This window comes from Synechocystis sp. FACHB-383 (genome assembly GCF_014698605.1).
Lineage (GTDB): Bacteria > Cyanobacteriota > Cyanobacteriia > Cyanobacteriales > Microcystaceae > Synechocystis > Synechocystis salina.
The window spans coordinates 47,811-63,528 of record NZ_JACJTJ010000051.1 but is presented as its reverse complement, the minus strand read 5'-3'; the positions used below and the strand labels follow the sequence as shown (position 1 = coordinate 63,528).

Annotated in this window: 15 protein-coding genes; 10 read left to right on the top strand and 5 right to left on the bottom strand. The window is 48.3% G+C overall.

Annotated features, from left to right (window positions below; translation table 11 throughout):
- Positions 1–31 precede the first annotated feature (31 nt).
- A complete protein-coding gene (locus H6G45_RS16370; protein ID WP_190599462.1) occupies positions 32–1,228 on the top strand; it encodes a class I SAM-dependent methyltransferase in 1,197 nt (398 codons plus the stop codon).
- A 27-nt stretch (positions 1,229–1,255) separates the two neighbouring features.
- On the opposite strand, the gene H6G45_RS16365 is transcribed toward H6G45_RS16370, so the two are convergent.
- A complete protein-coding gene (locus H6G45_RS16365) occupies positions 1,256–2,296 on the bottom strand; it encodes a hemolysin family protein (RefSeq protein ID WP_190599490.1) in 1,041 nt (346 codons plus the stop codon).
- Positions 2,297–2,401: 105 nt separating this feature from the next.
- Between H6G45_RS16365 and H6G45_RS16360 the strand changes: the two genes are divergently transcribed.
- Positions 2,402–3,754, top strand: coding sequence for a four-carbon acid sugar kinase family protein (locus tag H6G45_RS16360; RefSeq protein WP_190599461.1), 1,353 nt, complete (start codon positions 2,402–2,404; stop codon positions 3,752–3,754).
- A 152-nt stretch (positions 3,755–3,906) separates the two neighbouring features.
- A complete protein-coding gene (locus tag H6G45_RS16355; RefSeq protein WP_190599489.1) occupies positions 3,907–5,427 on the top strand; it encodes a cryptochrome/photolyase family protein in 1,521 nt (506 codons plus the stop codon).
- 47 nt (positions 5,428–5,474) lie between these two features.
- On the opposite strand, the gene H6G45_RS16350 is transcribed toward H6G45_RS16355, so the two are convergent.
- Both H6G45_RS16350 and H6G45_RS16345 read right to left on the bottom strand, forming a co-directional pair.
- A complete protein-coding gene (locus tag H6G45_RS16350) occupies positions 5,475–8,267 on the bottom strand; it encodes an A-adding tRNA nucleotidyltransferase (protein WP_190599460.1) in 2,793 nt (930 codons plus the stop codon).
- 127 nt (positions 8,268–8,394) lie between these two features.
- Positions 8,395–9,174 (bottom strand): photosystem II S4 domain protein, encoded by a 780-nt coding sequence (locus tag H6G45_RS16345; RefSeq protein WP_190599459.1) that lies wholly within the window; start codon positions 9,172–9,174, stop codon positions 8,395–8,397.
- A gap of 131 nt (positions 9,175–9,305) precedes the next feature.
- Here H6G45_RS16345 and H6G45_RS16340 point away from each other — a divergent pair, with 131 nt between their 5' ends.
- Positions 9,306–10,106 carry an ABC transporter permease gene (locus H6G45_RS16340; protein ID WP_190599458.1) on the top strand — a complete coding sequence of 267 codons (801 nt, stop codon included), beginning with the start codon at positions 9,306–9,308 and terminating at the stop codon, positions 10,104–10,106.
- A gap of 42 nt (positions 10,107–10,148) precedes the next feature.
- Here the strand turns inward: H6G45_RS16340 and H6G45_RS16335 are convergent, their stop codons facing one another.
- Positions 10,149–10,955: an Rpn family recombination-promoting nuclease/putative transposase gene (locus H6G45_RS16335; protein WP_190599457.1), complete on the bottom strand. Its 807-nt coding sequence runs from the start codon at positions 10,953–10,955 to the stop codon at positions 10,149–10,151.
- Between the two features lie 138 nt (positions 10,956–11,093).
- Here H6G45_RS16335 and hypA point away from each other — a divergent pair, with 138 nt between their 5' ends.
- The 6 genes from hypA (at position 11,094) to H6G45_RS16305 (ending at position 15,224) form a co-directional block, all read left to right on the top strand.
- The gene (gene hypA, locus H6G45_RS16330) at positions 11,094–11,435 is read left to right on the top strand and encodes a hydrogenase maturation nickel metallochaperone HypA (RefSeq protein WP_190599456.1); all 342 of its coding nucleotides are present in this window, start codon (positions 11,094–11,096) and stop codon (positions 11,433–11,435) included.
- Positions 11,436–11,562: 127 nt separating this feature from the next.
- Positions 11,563–12,054: a DUF4079 domain-containing protein gene (locus H6G45_RS16325; RefSeq protein WP_190599455.1), complete on the top strand. Its 492-nt coding sequence runs from the start codon at positions 11,563–11,565 to the stop codon at positions 12,052–12,054.
- A 12-nt stretch (positions 12,055–12,066) separates the two neighbouring features.
- On the top strand, positions 12,067–13,359 hold the full coding sequence (locus H6G45_RS16320) for a lipid-A-disaccharide synthase (protein WP_242018211.1): 1,293 nt from the start codon (positions 12,067–12,069) through the stop codon (positions 13,357–13,359).
- Between the two features lie 169 nt (positions 13,360–13,528).
- The gene (rplU, locus tag H6G45_RS16315) at positions 13,529–13,903 is read left to right on the top strand and encodes a 50S ribosomal protein L21 (protein ID WP_190599454.1); all 375 of its coding nucleotides are present in this window, start codon (positions 13,529–13,531) and stop codon (positions 13,901–13,903) included.
- Positions 13,904–14,009: 106 nt separating this feature from the next.
- Positions 14,010–14,273: a 50S ribosomal protein L27 gene (gene rpmA, locus H6G45_RS16310; protein WP_190599453.1), complete on the top strand. Its 264-nt coding sequence runs from the start codon at positions 14,010–14,012 to the stop codon at positions 14,271–14,273.
- Positions 14,274–14,498: 225 nt separating this feature from the next.
- Entirely contained in the window at positions 14,499–15,224 is a 726-nt protein-coding gene (locus H6G45_RS16305) for a M15 family metallopeptidase (RefSeq protein WP_190599452.1), read from the top strand.
- 13 nt (positions 15,225–15,237) lie between these two features.
- On the opposite strand, the gene H6G45_RS16300 is transcribed toward H6G45_RS16305, so the two are convergent.
- A complete protein-coding gene (locus H6G45_RS16300; protein WP_190599451.1) occupies positions 15,238–15,702 on the bottom strand; it encodes a DUF29 domain-containing protein in 465 nt (154 codons plus the stop codon).
- Between the last annotated feature and the right edge of the window lie 16 nt (positions 15,703–15,718).

Genomic DNA, 15,718 nt, shown 5'->3' with positions numbered 1-15,718 from the left:
CACCTTGACTTTTCCCTGTTCCCCACAATCCATGGCCCAGAATATTCTCCCCGCTCTCCTTGACCACATCCGCCAAAGCCCCCAACAACGGCTCACTTTTGCGGAGTTTATGGAGTGGGTGCTGTATCAACCCAATTATGGCTATTACAGCAGTGGCCAGGTAGACATTGGCATTCGAGGGGATTTTGTCACGGCGATCGCCTTAGGGGGCGACTTTGGGGAACTTTTAGCTGAGCAATTTTTGGAAATGTGGCAGCGGTTGGGGGCACCGGATCGCTTTGATCTTTTGGAATTGGGGGCGGGAACCGGGGCCTTTGCCCAAACCGTTTTGGCCCAGGCGCAAAAGCTACAGCCAGAATTTTTTGCTGCCTTGCAGTACCACATCATTGAGGAGTCCGCCGCCCTCCGCCGCAGACAAACTGAGCTATTAGGGCCCTGGCGAGAAATGGGCAAAATACAATGGCAAACTTGGCCGGAGTTGGCCAATGACAGCTTAGTGGGTTGTTGTTTTAGCAATGAATTCTTCGATGCTCTGCCTGTCCATCGGGTGGGTATCAAACAAGGGGTTTTGCAAGAGCAGTATATTGAGGCGGGGTCAACGGACCTGATCAGTGTTTGGGACGACCTGTCCACTGAAAAATTAGTGGATTACTTTGCCAGCTTTGGTTTGCAACTGACCAGTCCCCCCTACGGGGAAAATTATGAAACCGAAGTCAATCTAGCCGCCCAACAGGCCCTAGAAGAAATCGCTCGGGTTTTAGCCCAGGGGTGGGTATTAACAGTGGACTATGGCCATCCAGCGGGGAAATACTACCATCCCCAACGCAGCGGAGGCACTTTGCAATGCTATTTCCAACAACGGCACCACGACAATCCCTTTGTCAATTTGGGGCAACAGGACGTCACTGCCCATGTCAACTTCACTGCCCTGGAATGGTGGGGAGAATGCTATGGTCTGAACCGTTTAGACTTTAGCCAACAGGCACCTTTTTTGATGAATCTTGGCCTTGGCGATCGCCTAGCAGACCTATCCAGTGGTCAGTATGATTTGAACGAAATTTTTTCCCGACGGGCTATTTTGCACCAATTAATTGATCCCAATGGTCTTGGTAAATTTGGGGTGCTATTACAGGGTAAGGAGCTAAATACCTCGATGAAGGAACCAACTTTGCGGGGTTTTAAGCCCCCAACGGCGTTGGAAATGGGAAATTTACCAATAGCGGGCTAGGCGGCAAACTTCCCCCATCCCGAAATTCTAGGCAGCCAACCCCCGTTGTTTCAATAGGGTTTCTCTTTTCTTGCGGGCAATTTCCTGGAGGTCAATGTTTTTATCGGTTTCATCGACAATTTCCCCTGTTAAAACTTCAATAACATCCTCTAGGGTAACCACCCCGGCAACGCCGCCATACTCATCAATAACCACCATCAAATGTTCCCGTTTTTCTTGGAATTGTTTAAGTAATTTATCTGCCCTCATACCCTCGGGCACAAATTGAGCTGGTCTGGCTAGCTCACCAATGGTTTTATCCCCTTCCCCTTGGATTAAAGCAGTTAATAAATCCTGTTTGAGGGCAATACCTAGCACTTCGTCAATATATTCATCGATAATCAAAATCCGGGTATGTTGGGATTGGATAATATCCTGTTGACACTCCCCTAAGGTTAGTTCTCCCAAAAGATAGGTGATAATCACCCTGGGAGTCATTAAATCCACCGCCATTAAATCATTGAGCTGAAAAACTCGTTGAATCATTTGTTCTTCATCTCCCTCAATTACCCCTTCTTTGTAACCAAGGGTAGCTAGAAACTTAATTTCCGCCTCGTTGGTGCTGGGCATTCTTTTCCCGTGGGTGAAGGGATTGGTAATCTGCTCAATTAACCACACCAGAGGAGTAAAAAGTAAAGTTAAAAATCTCAGGGGAATGGCGATCAACAGGGCGATATTAGTGGCATATCTTTCCCCTAGGGTTTTAGGAATAATTTCACCAAAAACAATAATCAATAGGGTCAAGACCCCAGAAAAAACTCCCATCCAAGCATCTTGCAGGTGTTTGGCCGCCAGACTGCCGATGGTGATACTACCGACGATATTAAAGATGTTATTGAGTACGACTATGGTACCAATGGGGCGATTCATCTTGTGGCGAATGGCCTGCAGGGCGATGGCGGAAGGATTATTTGATTGGGACAACTGCCGCACTTTGACCAGGGGCACAGAAAACAAAGCTGCTTCGGAACAGGAACAAATACCAGAACCTAATAAAACAACGAGAATAACCGCCAGAATTTCCAGCATAAAAGCCCAAAACGAATCTACCAAAATTATAGACCATGGCTATTTTCCCCTAGACTGGAGGCCTAAGGACAAAATCTTCACGAATTCTGCACATTCTTCTTTCCCATGGCTGACCCCACCAAAATCATTGTCATTGATGATGACCCGACCGGTTCCCAAACGGTTCACAGTTGCCTATTACTGATGCAGTGGGATGTGGCAACTCTGCGGCGGGGCCTGCAGGATCAAAGCCCGATCTTTTTTATCCTCAGCAACACTAGGGCTTTGCCTCCGGCGGAAGCGGAAGAGGTGGTAACGGAAATTTGCCAGAATTTAAAACTGGCCCTAGCGGCGGAAACCGTCGATCACTACTTGGTGGTGAGTCGCTCTGATTCTACTCTGCGGGGCCATTACCCCTTGGAAACTGATATGATTAACCGGGAATTGGGACCCTTTGATGCCCATTTTCTAGTGCCAGCCTTTTTTGAGGGGGGCCGGGTAACGAAGGACAGTGTTCATTATTTGATTGTGGACGGTGAATTCGTGCCAGTGGCAGCAACGGAATTTGCCCAGGATTCGGTGTTTGGCTACCACCATAGTTATTTGCCCGATTATGTGGCGGAAAAAACCCAAGGTAAGATTGGAGCAGCCCAAGTGGAGCGCATCACGCTGGGGGATCTTAGTAATGCCGATAATGCTTCCTCGGATAAATCCCTAGGCGATCGCCTGATGGGTTTTAGCCATAACCAGTGTGTGGTGGTGGATGGGGAAACTCAAAAGGATTTTGATCGCCTAGCAGAAAGTATGTTGATAGCCAGTGACCAGGGCAAACATTTTCTGTTGCGGAGTGCGGCCAGTATTCTCACTTCTCTAGCTAATTTGGGACCCCAGCCGGTGGCTCCAGTGGCCATGGCTAGCTATAAACCTACCGACCAACCAGGGGTAATTTTGGTGGGCTCCCATGTGCAAAAAACCACAGAACAGTTGATGACACTGCTCAAGGACGAAACGGTGCAGGGCATTGAAATTCCAGTGCAACAATTACGGGACCATCCCGACAGTGAAGCCGAAATCATTGCCAACGCTTTGGCGGCGGTTGGGAAGATCAGAGCAGAGGGAAAAACACCAGTAATTTACACTAGCCGGGGGGAATTAAGTTTTGCTTCAGTGCAGGCACGGTTAGACTTTGGCGTTACCCTGTCCCAACTGTTAATGAAAATTGTTCAACAATTACCCCAGGACATCGGCTTTTTGATCAGCAAAGGAGGTATCACTTCCAATGATGTACTCAGTGTGGGACTACAGTTAACTTCTGTGCGCCTGTTGGGGCAAATTATCCCTGGTTGTTCTTTGGTTCGGACCGCACAGGATCATCCCCGTTTTCCCCTTTTGCCGGTGGTGTTATTTCCCGGTAACGTAGGCAATGCTCGGGGTTTAGCTACGGTTTATGAAAGGTTGTCCCGAAAGTCTAATTCTTGAGATATTTTTTTTGGTTTACCCTAATTATTATTGTCGATTTCCCTACTCATAACCTGCTTTGACCAGGGCTGGTGGATTTTCAACTAGGCCATTGGCGATCGCCGGCCGTGGATAACAGCGACTTTACCCGTTCCTCACACAAAATTACTGCTATGACCATTGGCATTTGGGTATTGGGAGATCAACTTTGGTTGGGGCAAGCGGCCTTAAAAAGCTATCAAGGTAATCGCTCACAAGTCCCCGTTCTCTTGATTGAATCGGCAGAATTTGCCCGCCAACGCCCCTACCATCGCCAAAAATTAGTGTTGGTTTGGTCCGCCATGCGGCACTTCGCAGAGGAGTTGAAAGCCGAGGGCTGGTCGGTTACCTATGAAATCGCCGAAGACTTCCTCACTCCCTTACACCATTGGCTCAAAATCCAGGGCATTAGCCATCTCCAAGTCATGACCCCCGGCGATCGCCCCTTTGAAGCCTGGTTGCGGTCTCTTAGTCTGCCCTGTGAACTGACCCTATTGCCCAACAATCATTTTCTCTGGTCCAAGGAAGATTTTGCTGCCTGGGCTGGCGATCGTAAACGTCTGTTACTGGAGGATTTTTATCGGGCCGGACGTAAACGTTGGCAAATTTTAATGGCAGACGATCAACCAGTGGGGGGCCGCTGGAATTTTGATCAAGATAATCGTAAGCCTGCCAAAAAGCACCTTTCTCCTCCCATACCCCTTGCTTTTCCGCCCGATGGCATTACCCAGCAGGTGATCGAACGGGTAGAACAATTAAATTTGCCTGGCTATGGGCAATTATCTGGCTTTCAATGGGGAGTCAGCCGTCAAGATGCTCGGCAAGGGATGCAATACTTTATTGATGTCGGTTTGAGTCAATTTGGTACCTACCAAGATGCCATGGTGATGGGGCAGAAAACCCTATGGCACAGCCTCATTTCTCCCTATTTAAATTTAGGATTGTTGACTCCTTCAGAAGTTATTGAAGCAGTTACTAACGCCTTTGCCACTCAAAATATTTCCCTGAACAATGTTGAAGGGTTTATCCGTCAAGTTTTAGGTTGGCGGGAATATATGCATGGCCTTTATCAATGGGTAGGTGAAGATTATAGCCAGAGTAATTGGTTTAACCATGACTTACCTCTACCTGAATTTTATTGGCAATCCAGCCAAGCCAAAATGAATTGTTTAACTACCGTTTTAAAACAGGTTGAACAAACAGGATATGCTCACCATATTCAACGGTTAATGATCCTCAGCAATTTTGCCCTAATTGTCGGCGTCAATCCTCAACAACTCCAGGAATGGTTCCATGCGGCTTTCATTGATGCCTATGATTGGGTAATGCAAACCAATGTGTTAGGAATGGGGCAATTTGCGGACGGAGGATTATTGGCATCAAAACCCTATGCTGCTTCCGCTAACTACATTAATAAAATGAGTGATTATTGCCAACAATGTCCCTATAATCCCAAAGCCAGAACTGGCAAAGATGCCTGTCCTTTTAATTATTTCTATTGGGACTTTCTCGCACGACACCAAGAAAAACTACAGCACACTGGGCGGATGGGCCTTATTTTGGCTAATTTGAAACGTATTGATCCAACCGAAATGTCGGCAATGCAGAAGTTGGCAGAGGACTGGCGTCAGGCCCATGTAGGCCCATGCCCATAGCAAATTCCCATTCAAGACACTCCAGGACGTTAAAACAATACCTAGATTTAAACTTTTTTCGGTAAAGGATAATGGGCGTTGAGCCAGGCTTCTTCCTGTTGCCGATCGCCTAATTGTCCGTCTAGGCAGGCGTTCAATAAATCGGTCAGAATTTGTTTGAATTGAGGTCCTGGTTTATAACCCAAGGCTTTGAGATCATGACCAGTTAAAAATGGTGACACATGGCATAATTGGCTGAAATAAAACCAAATTTGCTTTCTTAAAACCGTATGGCCCCTGGCGGCGACTAAAAACAAATTGGCGCGGTCATAACCTTTCAACGTTTGGTAAATAACACTAGGTCTGGGACATTGCTGGCAACCAAGACTTTTGGCGATCGCCGTTTCCATGGTTTCCAGGTTAGCTAGCCCATCAATCATGGTCTTGGGTAACTGTAATCCCGTGGCAATTTTGATCCTTTCCTGTGGAGGTAAAGCCCCCAATAAAATACCTAGTCGTAGTAACCAATGCTCCAATTGTCGTTCTGGATCTAGCCAGCGTAACCAGCGGGACAAACATCGCACTTGCCACCATAATTGCTCCGTTAGTTTTAGCTCTGGATGGAGACATTTGAGAGCATCTAAATCCGCCAGTAGGGTCAATGCGCCTTTCCAATAAGGGGCTTTGAGGATAATAGAAAGCTCCGCCTTTAAACGGGTGGTCAAGGCCGGGGTGGGATGCTCCGTTAATCGCCAACGTTCATACACCCCACTGGCGATCGCATAGCGGATATAGGTTTCCGTTTGGGGTTCCAGGTCAAAACCGAGGCGCACCACAAAGCGGACAGCTCGATAAATACGGGTGGGGTCTTCAATGAAACTATTGGCGTGCAGTACCCGCACTTGTTGGCTTTGCAGGTCGTTCATGCCACCAAAAAAGTCCAACAACTTGCCGGGGCTGGGATTGGTGAGACGGATGGAAAGGGCGTTAATGGTAAAATCCCGCCGGTATAAATCCTGACGAATGGAACTGGCTTCCACCTCCGGGTTGGCCGCTGGGTAGGGATAAAATTCTGTCCTCGCAGTGGCAATATCTACCCAGAGGGAGTCTAGCTGGGGATCTTTATGCCAGAGCAAGGCCGCCGTTTGGAATTCTCCATGCACCGATAACCTCGCGCCGGGATAGTCCCCCTGCAGAGCTTGGGCTAATTCCACCCCGGCCCCTACATCAGCCTTGGTATGGAAACCGTCCACCACCAAATCAATGTCTTGGAAGGTAATATTTTGGTGTTTTTCTGCCCCCTGGGAATGGCGGAGCCACAGATCCCGCACTACTCCTCCCACTAGATATAAATGCCAACCCCTGCCCTGGGCCTGGCAGGCCGCTGTGGTTAACAATTGCCAAGTGGCCGCCGGTAAATGGGTTTTTAGCAGTTGCAGTAGGCTACCTTGGCTAAAATTCTGGCTAGGAGTGGCCAGGCGATCGCCAAACCGTTCCGATTGCTCCTGTTTATCCTGCAATAATTGCCGCAACACATCGGTGCGGGTAACAATACCCACCAGAGTATCCCCCGCCATGACCGGCAAGCGACCCACATCGTCGGCCACCATGATGGCTTCAATGCGAGGCAGAGGAGTGTCAGGATCAATGGTTTTAACGTTACGGGTCATATAACCTTTCACTGGGGCATGGCTAAAACCGTGGTGCAGAGCTAAATCCAAATCCCGACGGGAAATGATTCCCACCAATTTTTCCTCCTGGTTAACCACTGTCAAACCGGAATGGCCATAGCGAAACAAAATCCTTTGGGCCTGCTCAATAGTGGTGTGGGGTCGGATAGTCCGCACCGGGGAAGACATAAAATCCCTAGCCAATAAGGGTTTGGGAATTTGTCTTTGCAAACCTTGGTAAATATCCGCCATGACCTCCGTAGGTTCAATATCCCGCAAATTCACCGCCGCCGCCTGGGCATGGCCACCACCACCATAGGGTTCCAGCAGTTGGGTTAAATCGGTATCAGGAATGCGGGTGCGGCCAATAAGAGAGAAACGTTGATTACTATTTTCTCCGCTTTTTTCTTGCTCTCCACTGCTTTTCGTTTTATCTTTGCTTTTGTCGTAAACATGACCCAGCAGTAGGGCGTCACATTCCGTCAGGGATAATAACCTTTCCGTGAGATGGGATAACCCTGGCACAAAGCTTTCTGTGGCTAATAACACCGAACCAACCCAATACCCTCGCACCATTTCTTTGCGGAGATTGTGCATGGCTTCTGCAAATAAAAATTGTAGGGGAGGGGGAAATCCCGGGTCGGCGTACTCCCCAATCAAACGTAAATTGGCTCCCTGTTCCATCAACCAAGCCAGGGCCTTTACGTCCCGCACTGTGGCTTGGGTAAAGGTTAAACTGCCCGTGTCCACATGGATGCCCAGGGCCATCACGGATGCTTCCACCATGGAAAGGCTGATGTCCGTTCTTTGTAATTTCTCCACAATTAAAGTGGTACTGGCTCCCACCGCTTCCAGTTCCAAAATATTCGCCTCAATATCCCTGGGACTGTTGAGGTGATGATCGTAAATGGCAATCTGTTGCACATGGGGTAACGTCAACCAATCCGCTGCTTTGCCCAGGCGATCGCCTTGTTGATTATCAACAATGTAGAGAGCGCGAATTTTATCGGAGTTAACGCTACGGAGTTCAATCAGGGGAAATTCGTTACGATGGAGCGCTAAAAATTGCCGCACCGTGGGATGGGAACCCCCAGTGAGCACAATGCGACTGCCAGGATGGAGTTTAGCTAGCCCCACCGCCGCTCCCAACACATCAAAGTCCGCCGTTTGGTGACAAAGGATTAAATCCATGGTTTTTGGGAAAAACTTCGATCACAGCCAAAGAGCAGCATGGCCTTTTGCCTCCAACAACGGTGGTATAAACTTTGACGCCCCGCCTACCGACCATGGCATTCGAACAGGTATTTGTGGGAACAAATTACATATATCGGGTTAATTGGATACGATAACGTTCCTTTTTGGTGACTGTAATTTCGCCTATTTCTAGTCTACCTTTACCCCGATAGGTGACCAAATCTCCTGCTTTGAGGGCGTAGCTAGACTGGGTAATGGGCTTCCAATTGACCTGCACATTGCCCTGGTTAACCGCATCGGCCATTTTACTGCGGGACAAACCAAACCCTGCTGAAGCAATGGCGTCCAAGCGCAGGGACGCTTCCACGGTGGTCATTTCTTTAGTTTTGGGCGGGCGAATTTTTAACTCTTCCAGGGTAATAGCTTTAGCTTTAACGGGGACGGTACGCACCTGGGTTAAATGGAGACTGACAAATTCCGCCACCTCCGGCACCACGATCGCCTGGGCTCCCCGTTCTCCCAATAGGATAATATCCCCCACCTTTTCCCGTACTAACCCCGTGCCTAACAAGGCCCCTAAAAAGTCCCGATGACTGGCAGGATCAAAAAGAAAATTACCAGCTACATCCAGTGCTGTCAGGGGGATTTGCTCCGTTTCCAAGGGAATTTCCGCCCTAGCAATGGCTAACCTCTGCCGTTCGGCTTGGGGATAACCCCCCCAGGGTAAAAAATGTAATTCCGTTAGGGTGCCAAAACGAGCTTGAATTTCCGCAATCAGGGGCGGCGCACAAAAATCCGTCACCACTACTTCCCAGGTACGCAAGGCTTGTTCCGCCTGGTCAATTACCCTGGCGATCGCCTCCCGGTCTGGGGCTCCCTTCAACAAAGCTTCTCTTGGCAACATCGAGCAACGGCATTAACTGACAAATCATTGTGGTAACTTTGGTGGCCTGTTTGTCAAGGGGCTACAATGCGCCTATGTATTAACCCCCAAGGGCAGAGACAGTGTCAGTCCCTTTTTTGTGATCCCTGACGATGACCCAATCACCTATTCTGGCAGAATTAAGCTCCTGGCTCCGGCGATCGGGACAGGCGATTTTATTGTTGGGCAATACTACCTTTCAGCTTTTTACCGGCAGAATCGACGGACGCAACACCAGTCAACAGTTAATGTTTGTGGGGCCCGCTTCTCTGCCCATTACTCTGATCACCGCCGCCGTCATTGGTATGATTTTCACCATTCAGGTGGCCCGGGAATTCCTGGCTTTTGGGGCAGGTAGTGCGGTGGGAGGAATTTTAATGCTAGCCCTAGGGCGGGAGCTATGCCCGATTATGACAGCGGTGGTGGTAGCAGGACGAGTCGGCTCAGCCTTTGCGGCCGAAATTGGCACCATGCGCGTGACGGAACAAATTGATGCCCTTTACATGCTCAACACTAACCCGGTGGAATATTTAGTCATTCCCCGACTGTTGGCCTGTTGCATTATGGTGCCCACTTTGAGCGTGTTAGCCTTAGTAACCGGAATGATGGGGGGAGCTGTAATTTCCAGCAACGTTTACGGCATTGCCAACCAGGTATTTTTTGAGTCAATACAGACCTTTGTCACTCCTTGGGATATATTTTGTGGCCCCATCAAGGGCATTGTGTTTGGCGTTTTAATCGCCATTATCGGTTGTAACTGGGGTTTAACCACCAGGGGCGGAGCTAAAGGAGTGGGAGAATCCACCACCGCTGCAGTGGTAACTTCTCTGTTAGCAATTTTTGTGAGTAATTTTCTGATGTCTTGGATTATGTTCCAGGGCAGTGGTTCCGGTGCTGTGCTGATGGGTAATTAAACTTTTAACCTAGGCGATCGCCATTGGAGGGCCAAAAAATCCCTATAAATCAGGGGAGGAGGCTAAATTCTTAAGGGTATCGGCACTTAATCCAGTCAGACTGATTACCTCCGGTATTGATAGTCCTTTGTTGATTAGATTTTGGGCAACCTCTAGCTTGCCTTCTAGTTTGCCTTCCAACTTTCCTTCTAGCTTGCCCTTGAGCAAACCCCGTTGTTCTCCTTCCTGCAAAATTTCCTGATAAACGGCCGATTCTTTCATAATTTCGCTCCTTAGGATGGTCTTGATTAATTCTGACTTAACCCTTAATCCCCCAAAGATAGCGGCGGCGGTGGTCAAGTTGGCTTTCGTGCTTTTATCTTCAATTGTATCCAGGGTAAGGGCAACCTCCCGCAATCGTTCCGTAGCATTCTGGGTTTGAGTCAAAACCGCGAGGGGCAGGAGTCCAGGACTGGTCAAAAATGGCTCCGGTGATTCTTCCCACAAACGGATGACACGATAGCGATGGGTGGTTTCTCCCAATTGAAAGATGTCCTGATAAACCAAAGCAGAACTGGTTTTTTTCAGATAAATGACCACTTGATGCATGGCTTTGTTTGGAAACCGTCGATGGACCCGCACCCGATAGTCCAGCATCCGAAACCCCATAGTTTCATCCGGCTCAGTCTGAAATTCCAGGTGCAAGACCAAATCCTCCGACTGCTCCAAAATTAGCGCGTTCGCCCGAATTGGTTCCAAGGAAAGTTCCTTGGGGCTTAAGGTGGTGAGGGCCACAGGTTTACCCAGCAACCACATGGCATAGTCTGAGGAAAAGGTTTCTGCGAGATATTTACAAACGTTGTCAAACATTTCGACACTTTATCATTGATTGCTATGGTTTTCCTTGACTTTATGAGTAGAGCTAAATTTAAATTTTTTGATCTTTTGTGAACATTTAAACTTATTAAATAAAAGTGTTTTTAAAAAGAATTAGTTGGAGTCAAGTTTATGCATGAAGTTAGTCTGATGGAACAAACTTTGGCGATCGCCATTGCCCAGGCGGAGGGCCATGGAGCTAGCAAAATTCACCGTTTAACCCTACGAGTGGGACAGCAGTCTGGGGTGGTGGCCGATGCCCTGCGGTTTGCGTTTGAAGTGGTGCGGCAAAACACCATAGCCGCTGAAGCTAGATTGGAAATTGAAGAAATTCCCGTTACCTGCCATTGCCAATGGTGCCAACAAAATTTCCAGCCGGAGGATTGGATTTACCGCTGTCCCCAATGCGACCAGATTAGCCAAACAGTACTGGATGGTAAACAATTGGAACTAGCTTCTCTAGAATTGAGTTGAGCCTCGGCCAAGTCCCAACCCAGGTAAGAACCGCCGTCACCATGGGCTGTGTTAAATTTCTTTAAGCAACCGTAGCTCAGCTTTTCCCAAGCTGAATTAACTACGACCAATCATCAACTGAATTAAAATGATGTTTCCTCTACTGGCCCTTGAGATTCCTGAACCGGTCAAAATTTATGGGCAATTTGGCCATCCCATTATGATGTGGGCGCTGTTCTTTACTTCGGTGTATGCCATGTGGCTGGGCTTCCAGTCCCGACAAATTCGCTCCGCGGAACCGGAAAAGCGGAAGGAGTTGATCCAAAAAGATGTTAAGGGTAAGCACTTTATCCTTGGCTCTCTCCTACTTTCTCTGATGGTGTTGGGCACCATTGGCGGCATGGCTGTTACCTATATCAACAATGGCAAACTGTTTGTCGGCCCCCACTTACTCGTTGGTCTAGCTATGGTCGCTTTAATCGCTACGGCGGCGGCGTTGGTACCTTGGATGCAAAAGGGTAATGAAACGGCCCGCTTAACCCACATCACCCTGAACGTCACATTGATTGGTTTATTTGGTTGGCAAGCTTTCACCGGGGTGGAAATTGTCCAAAGAATTATTAGCAAATTGGGTTCCTAGGTCGTCACTGTTTTGCAAACTTTGCCCGTATTGACCAATCCCGTTGACGTTTTAATCCTGTCCAATGGCCCAGGGGAAGTGACTACCTGGGTCCGTCCCGTTGTCCATGCTTTACGTCAATTGCCGGCTGGCGATCGCCTGAGAATATCGGTGATGCTTTCCCCCTGTCCCCATGCCATGGGTAAGGAAGCGGAGGTGGTGCGTAGCTATCCAGAAGTGGATCGGGTACAGGACAGTGAACATTTTTGGAATTTCTTACTCTGGGGTAAAACGGCGGAGTCATGGTCCTGGCATGCTCAAGGGGTGGTTCTTTTTTTGGGAGGGGACCAATTCTTTGCCCTGGCGATCGCCAAACGTTTAGGCTATCGTTCCGTGGTCTATGCCGAGTGGGATGCCCGCTGGCCCCGCTGGATTGATGCCTTTGGGGTGATGAATGAGCAGGTGCGCCAAACTTTACCCCAGGCTTATCAAGCAAAAGCCGCTGTGGTGGGGGATTTAATGGTGGATGTGGATGCCACTGATTCCCCAGTAGATCCATCGGCCAAACCGTTAATTGGTCTACTGCCCGGTTCCAAAGCTACTAAACTCAGCCAAGGGGTTCCCCTGGAAGTGGCGATCGCCGTGGAGTTGCATAAAACCCATCCCCAATGTCAATTTGTGCTCTTCTTAGCGCCCACCGTGGATTTGGCCCAATTGCAGAGTTACGGACAAGTAAAAACTAATCCCTTGGTTAGTTCCATGGGCAACATTGAAGTGGAAGTGGTGGAAAAAGAGGGGGAAGAACCTTATCTGTTGACAGCAACGGGGTTAAAAATTGATATTTGCCGCCAATTCCCCGCTTTGACGGAGCTGAAAAAACTAACTTTTGCTTTAACCACAGTGGGGGCCAACACGGCCCAACTGGGCGCTTTAGGCATTCCCATGGTGATTTTATTACCCACCCAACATACGGAAGCCCTCAAACATTTAGATGGCTTGCCGGGATTAATTGCCCGCATTCCCTGGGTAGGGCCCCAATCCACCCGTTTGATCAACTATCTCATTGCCAAGAAAAAACGTCTTTTTGCCTGGCCTAATCTCTGGGCTGGTCGGGAAATTGTCCCGGAATTGTTGGGGGATCTAACTCCTGCTGGGGTGGCTAGTCAATTAACCCCCTGGTTGGAGCATCCTGAGCAGTTAGCCCAGATACGCCAACAATTACAACAGGTGCGGGGAAAATCCGGAGCGGCGATCGCCATGGCGGAGTTAGTAATGCAACAAATTACAGCCCAGCAGGAACAAGGGGGCACCAATTTGACAAAGTAGCTACCAACTCAGACAATAGAAGATCGCTTGTAAACTATCCCGCTCGGATCAGGTTACGACAATCATCAGCAAAAAATGCCAAAGCTGAGGGGTTTTTCTTGAAATTCGTTGGAATAAATCGGAGAACTTAACGGCGGCATACCTGTACGGCAATCTACGCAAATAAATTATGAGTTACGCCATTATTGAAATTGGGGGCACCCAAGTTCGGGTCGAGCCCGGCCGTTTTTACGAGATCAATCACCTCGACGGCGCACCGGAAGACAGCTATGTTGTCGACAAAGTGTTACTGGTCAAAGACGGCGACAATGTCACCATCGGCCAGCCCTACGTCGCTGGGGCCACTGTGGAAGGGGAAATTCTCTCCCACCGTCGGGGTCGCAAGGTCATTGTTTATAAAATGCAACCCAAAAAGAAAACTCGTAAAAAACGGGGGCACCGTCAAGAGTTAACCCGCCTGTTGATCAAGTCCATTTCCGTCAACGGTAAGGCGATCGCCGAGGCCCCCGAAGTGGATGCTAAAACCCCAGTGGTGGCAGGTTAAGACTGACCAGCTAAAGCCGCCCAAATTTGGCTAAATTGTAGATTGGGCTAACAAAAAAGCCCATAACTACCCCACTAATCCAACCTAATCAGGATCATTAATAACCATGGCACATAAGAAAGGAACGGGGAGTACCCGGAACGGTCGGGATTCTAATGCCCAACGCTTGGGAGTCAAACGCTACGGTGGTCAAACCGTCACCGCCGGCAGCATCATCGTCCGTCAACGGGGCACCCAAGTTCACCCAGGCAACAACGTTGGTCGGGGCAGTGATGACACCCTTTATTCTTTAATTGACGGTGTGGTTAAGTTTGAATACAAAACCAGAAGCCGTCGCAAAGTGAGCGTATATCCCGCCACTGCTGAGTAAATTTTCATTCAGTTGAAGTTTTGAAAATCCTCCAAATTTTGGGGGATTTATTATTTTTGCCGTGGAAAATAGGATTACATCTTCACTTTTCCCTAATCGGGCAAGCAATCTCCTAGTTATTCCACCGGAGTGGGTAAGGAAATTTAAATGGTTTTTGGTAAATTTAAATAGATTTAAGCAACAACTTCAGACCTTGCAGACGAGTCTCCTTGATTTTTTCCGCCTATGAAGCCCTATCTTGCCGTCTCCATCCAGGATTGTGGTGAACCCCTCGCCCCCATCAATCTTGAGGGTGTTAAGTTGCTTAAACCCCACCCCTACGAAATATTAGGAGCGGATTATCAAGGGCGATCGCCTTACGTGTTGCGTACTGGAGTGTTAAAAAGATTAGGCCAGGCTCGTTTGACCTTAGCTGACATTGAACCAACTTGGAAGATTTTAGTGTTTGATGCCTACCGCCCGATCGCCGTGCAACAGTTTATGGTGGATAACACTTTTGCCGAAATTGTGGCTAGGGATGGTTTACAGGGCCAATCACTAACCACCGAGCAAAGGAAAAATATTTATCAGCAGGTCTACCAAATTTGGGCTGTGCCCAGTTCCAATCCCCTCACTCCTCCTCCCCACAGCACCGGGGCGGCTTTGGACATAACGCTACTGGATGGATCGGGACAACCTGTAGATATGGGAGGAGAAATTGATGAGCTATCAGCCCGTTCCCAACCCAATTATTATCAAACAGCCCAGGCAGAGAGTGACCCCCAAAGGGAAGAGTTTAAACTCTACCAACAGCGGCGGGAGCTATTGAACACCATGATGGAAAGTGCGGGATTTCTACGCCATCCAGGGGAATGGTGGCATTTTTCCCTGGGGGATCAACTCTGGGCCTGGCAATATAATCAACACCATCCCGATCGCCAAAAGATTGCCTATTACGGCCGGGTTGAATGAGTTTGAATATTGATCAATTTTTATCGGAAAAATCTAGCCAAAATTTATCATTTAACAAACTTTCTAGTTCCCCAGGAAAAGGAGACATATCTGGGAAAAATGTGTTGGGATAATCTTCTCTCATTGCTGCTAGGGCGTCTTGGTAAGACTCAGGGAAAATTTCCAGCACAAACCCCTTCAGACTAGGAGAGCTTTTCAATCGTTTTTTAATTTCCTGACGAAAATTGCGAATTTCAATTTCCCACCCCCGAAAACACTCTAGACAATCGACAAAACAACGTTTCAATAAATGCTCTAGCAAACGGGATAATAAACTATCAACAGCGTGACGTTCATTTCTGCCCAAAGTTTCTATTTCCTCAATCAAATTATCCCAATCAACTTGAGAAAAATCCTGGCATTTTAAGAGCTTGGCTGTTTCCTTTATCCACAGGCTGAAGTCCTGTTCATAAAGTGTTTTTTGTTGTATGAATACCATAACTATTCAGCTCCTG

Excerpts from the sequence above, each read along its gene's own strand:
- H6G45_RS16370 (WP_190599462.1), top strand. The coding sequence starts at position 32 with ATGGCCCAGAATATTCTCCCCGCTCTCCTTGACCACATCCGCCAAAGC.
- H6G45_RS16365 (WP_190599490.1), bottom strand. The coding sequence starts at position 2,296 with ATGCTGGAAATTCTGGCGGTTATTCTCGTTGTTTTATTAGGTTCTGGT.
- H6G45_RS16300 (WP_190599451.1), bottom strand. The coding sequence starts at position 15,702 with ATGGTATTCATACAACAAAAAACACTTTATGAACAGGACTTCAGCCTG.
- rpmA (WP_190599453.1), top strand. The coding sequence starts at position 14,010 with ATGGCACATAAGAAAGGAACGGGGAGTACCCGGAACGGTCGGGATTCT.
- H6G45_RS16335 (WP_190599457.1), bottom strand. The coding sequence starts at position 10,955 with ATGTTTGACAACGTTTGTAAATATCTCGCAGAAACCTTTTCCTCAGAC.
- rplU (WP_190599454.1), top strand. The coding sequence starts at position 13,529 with ATGAGTTACGCCATTATTGAAATTGGGGGCACCCAAGTTCGGGTCGAG.
- H6G45_RS16345 (WP_190599459.1), bottom strand. The coding sequence starts at position 9,174 with ATGTTGCCAAGAGAAGCTTTGTTGAAGGGAGCCCCAGACCGGGAGGCG.
- H6G45_RS16355 (WP_190599489.1), top strand. The coding sequence starts at position 3,907 with ATGACCATTGGCATTTGGGTATTGGGAGATCAACTTTGGTTGGGGCAA.
- H6G45_RS16340 (WP_190599458.1), top strand. The coding sequence starts at position 9,306 with ATGACCCAATCACCTATTCTGGCAGAATTAAGCTCCTGGCTCCGGCGA.
- H6G45_RS16305 (WP_190599452.1), top strand. The coding sequence starts at position 14,499 with ATGAAGCCCTATCTTGCCGTCTCCATCCAGGATTGTGGTGAACCCCTC.
- hypA (WP_190599456.1), top strand. The coding sequence starts at position 11,094 with ATGCATGAAGTTAGTCTGATGGAACAAACTTTGGCGATCGCCATTGCC.
- H6G45_RS16350 (WP_190599460.1), bottom strand. The coding sequence starts at position 8,267 with ATGGATTTAATCCTTTGTCACCAAACGGCGGACTTTGATGTGTTGGGA.
- H6G45_RS16325 (WP_190599455.1), top strand. The coding sequence starts at position 11,563 with ATGATGTTTCCTCTACTGGCCCTTGAGATTCCTGAACCGGTCAAAATT.
- H6G45_RS16360 (WP_190599461.1), top strand. The coding sequence starts at position 2,402 with ATGGCTGACCCCACCAAAATCATTGTCATTGATGATGACCCGACCGGT.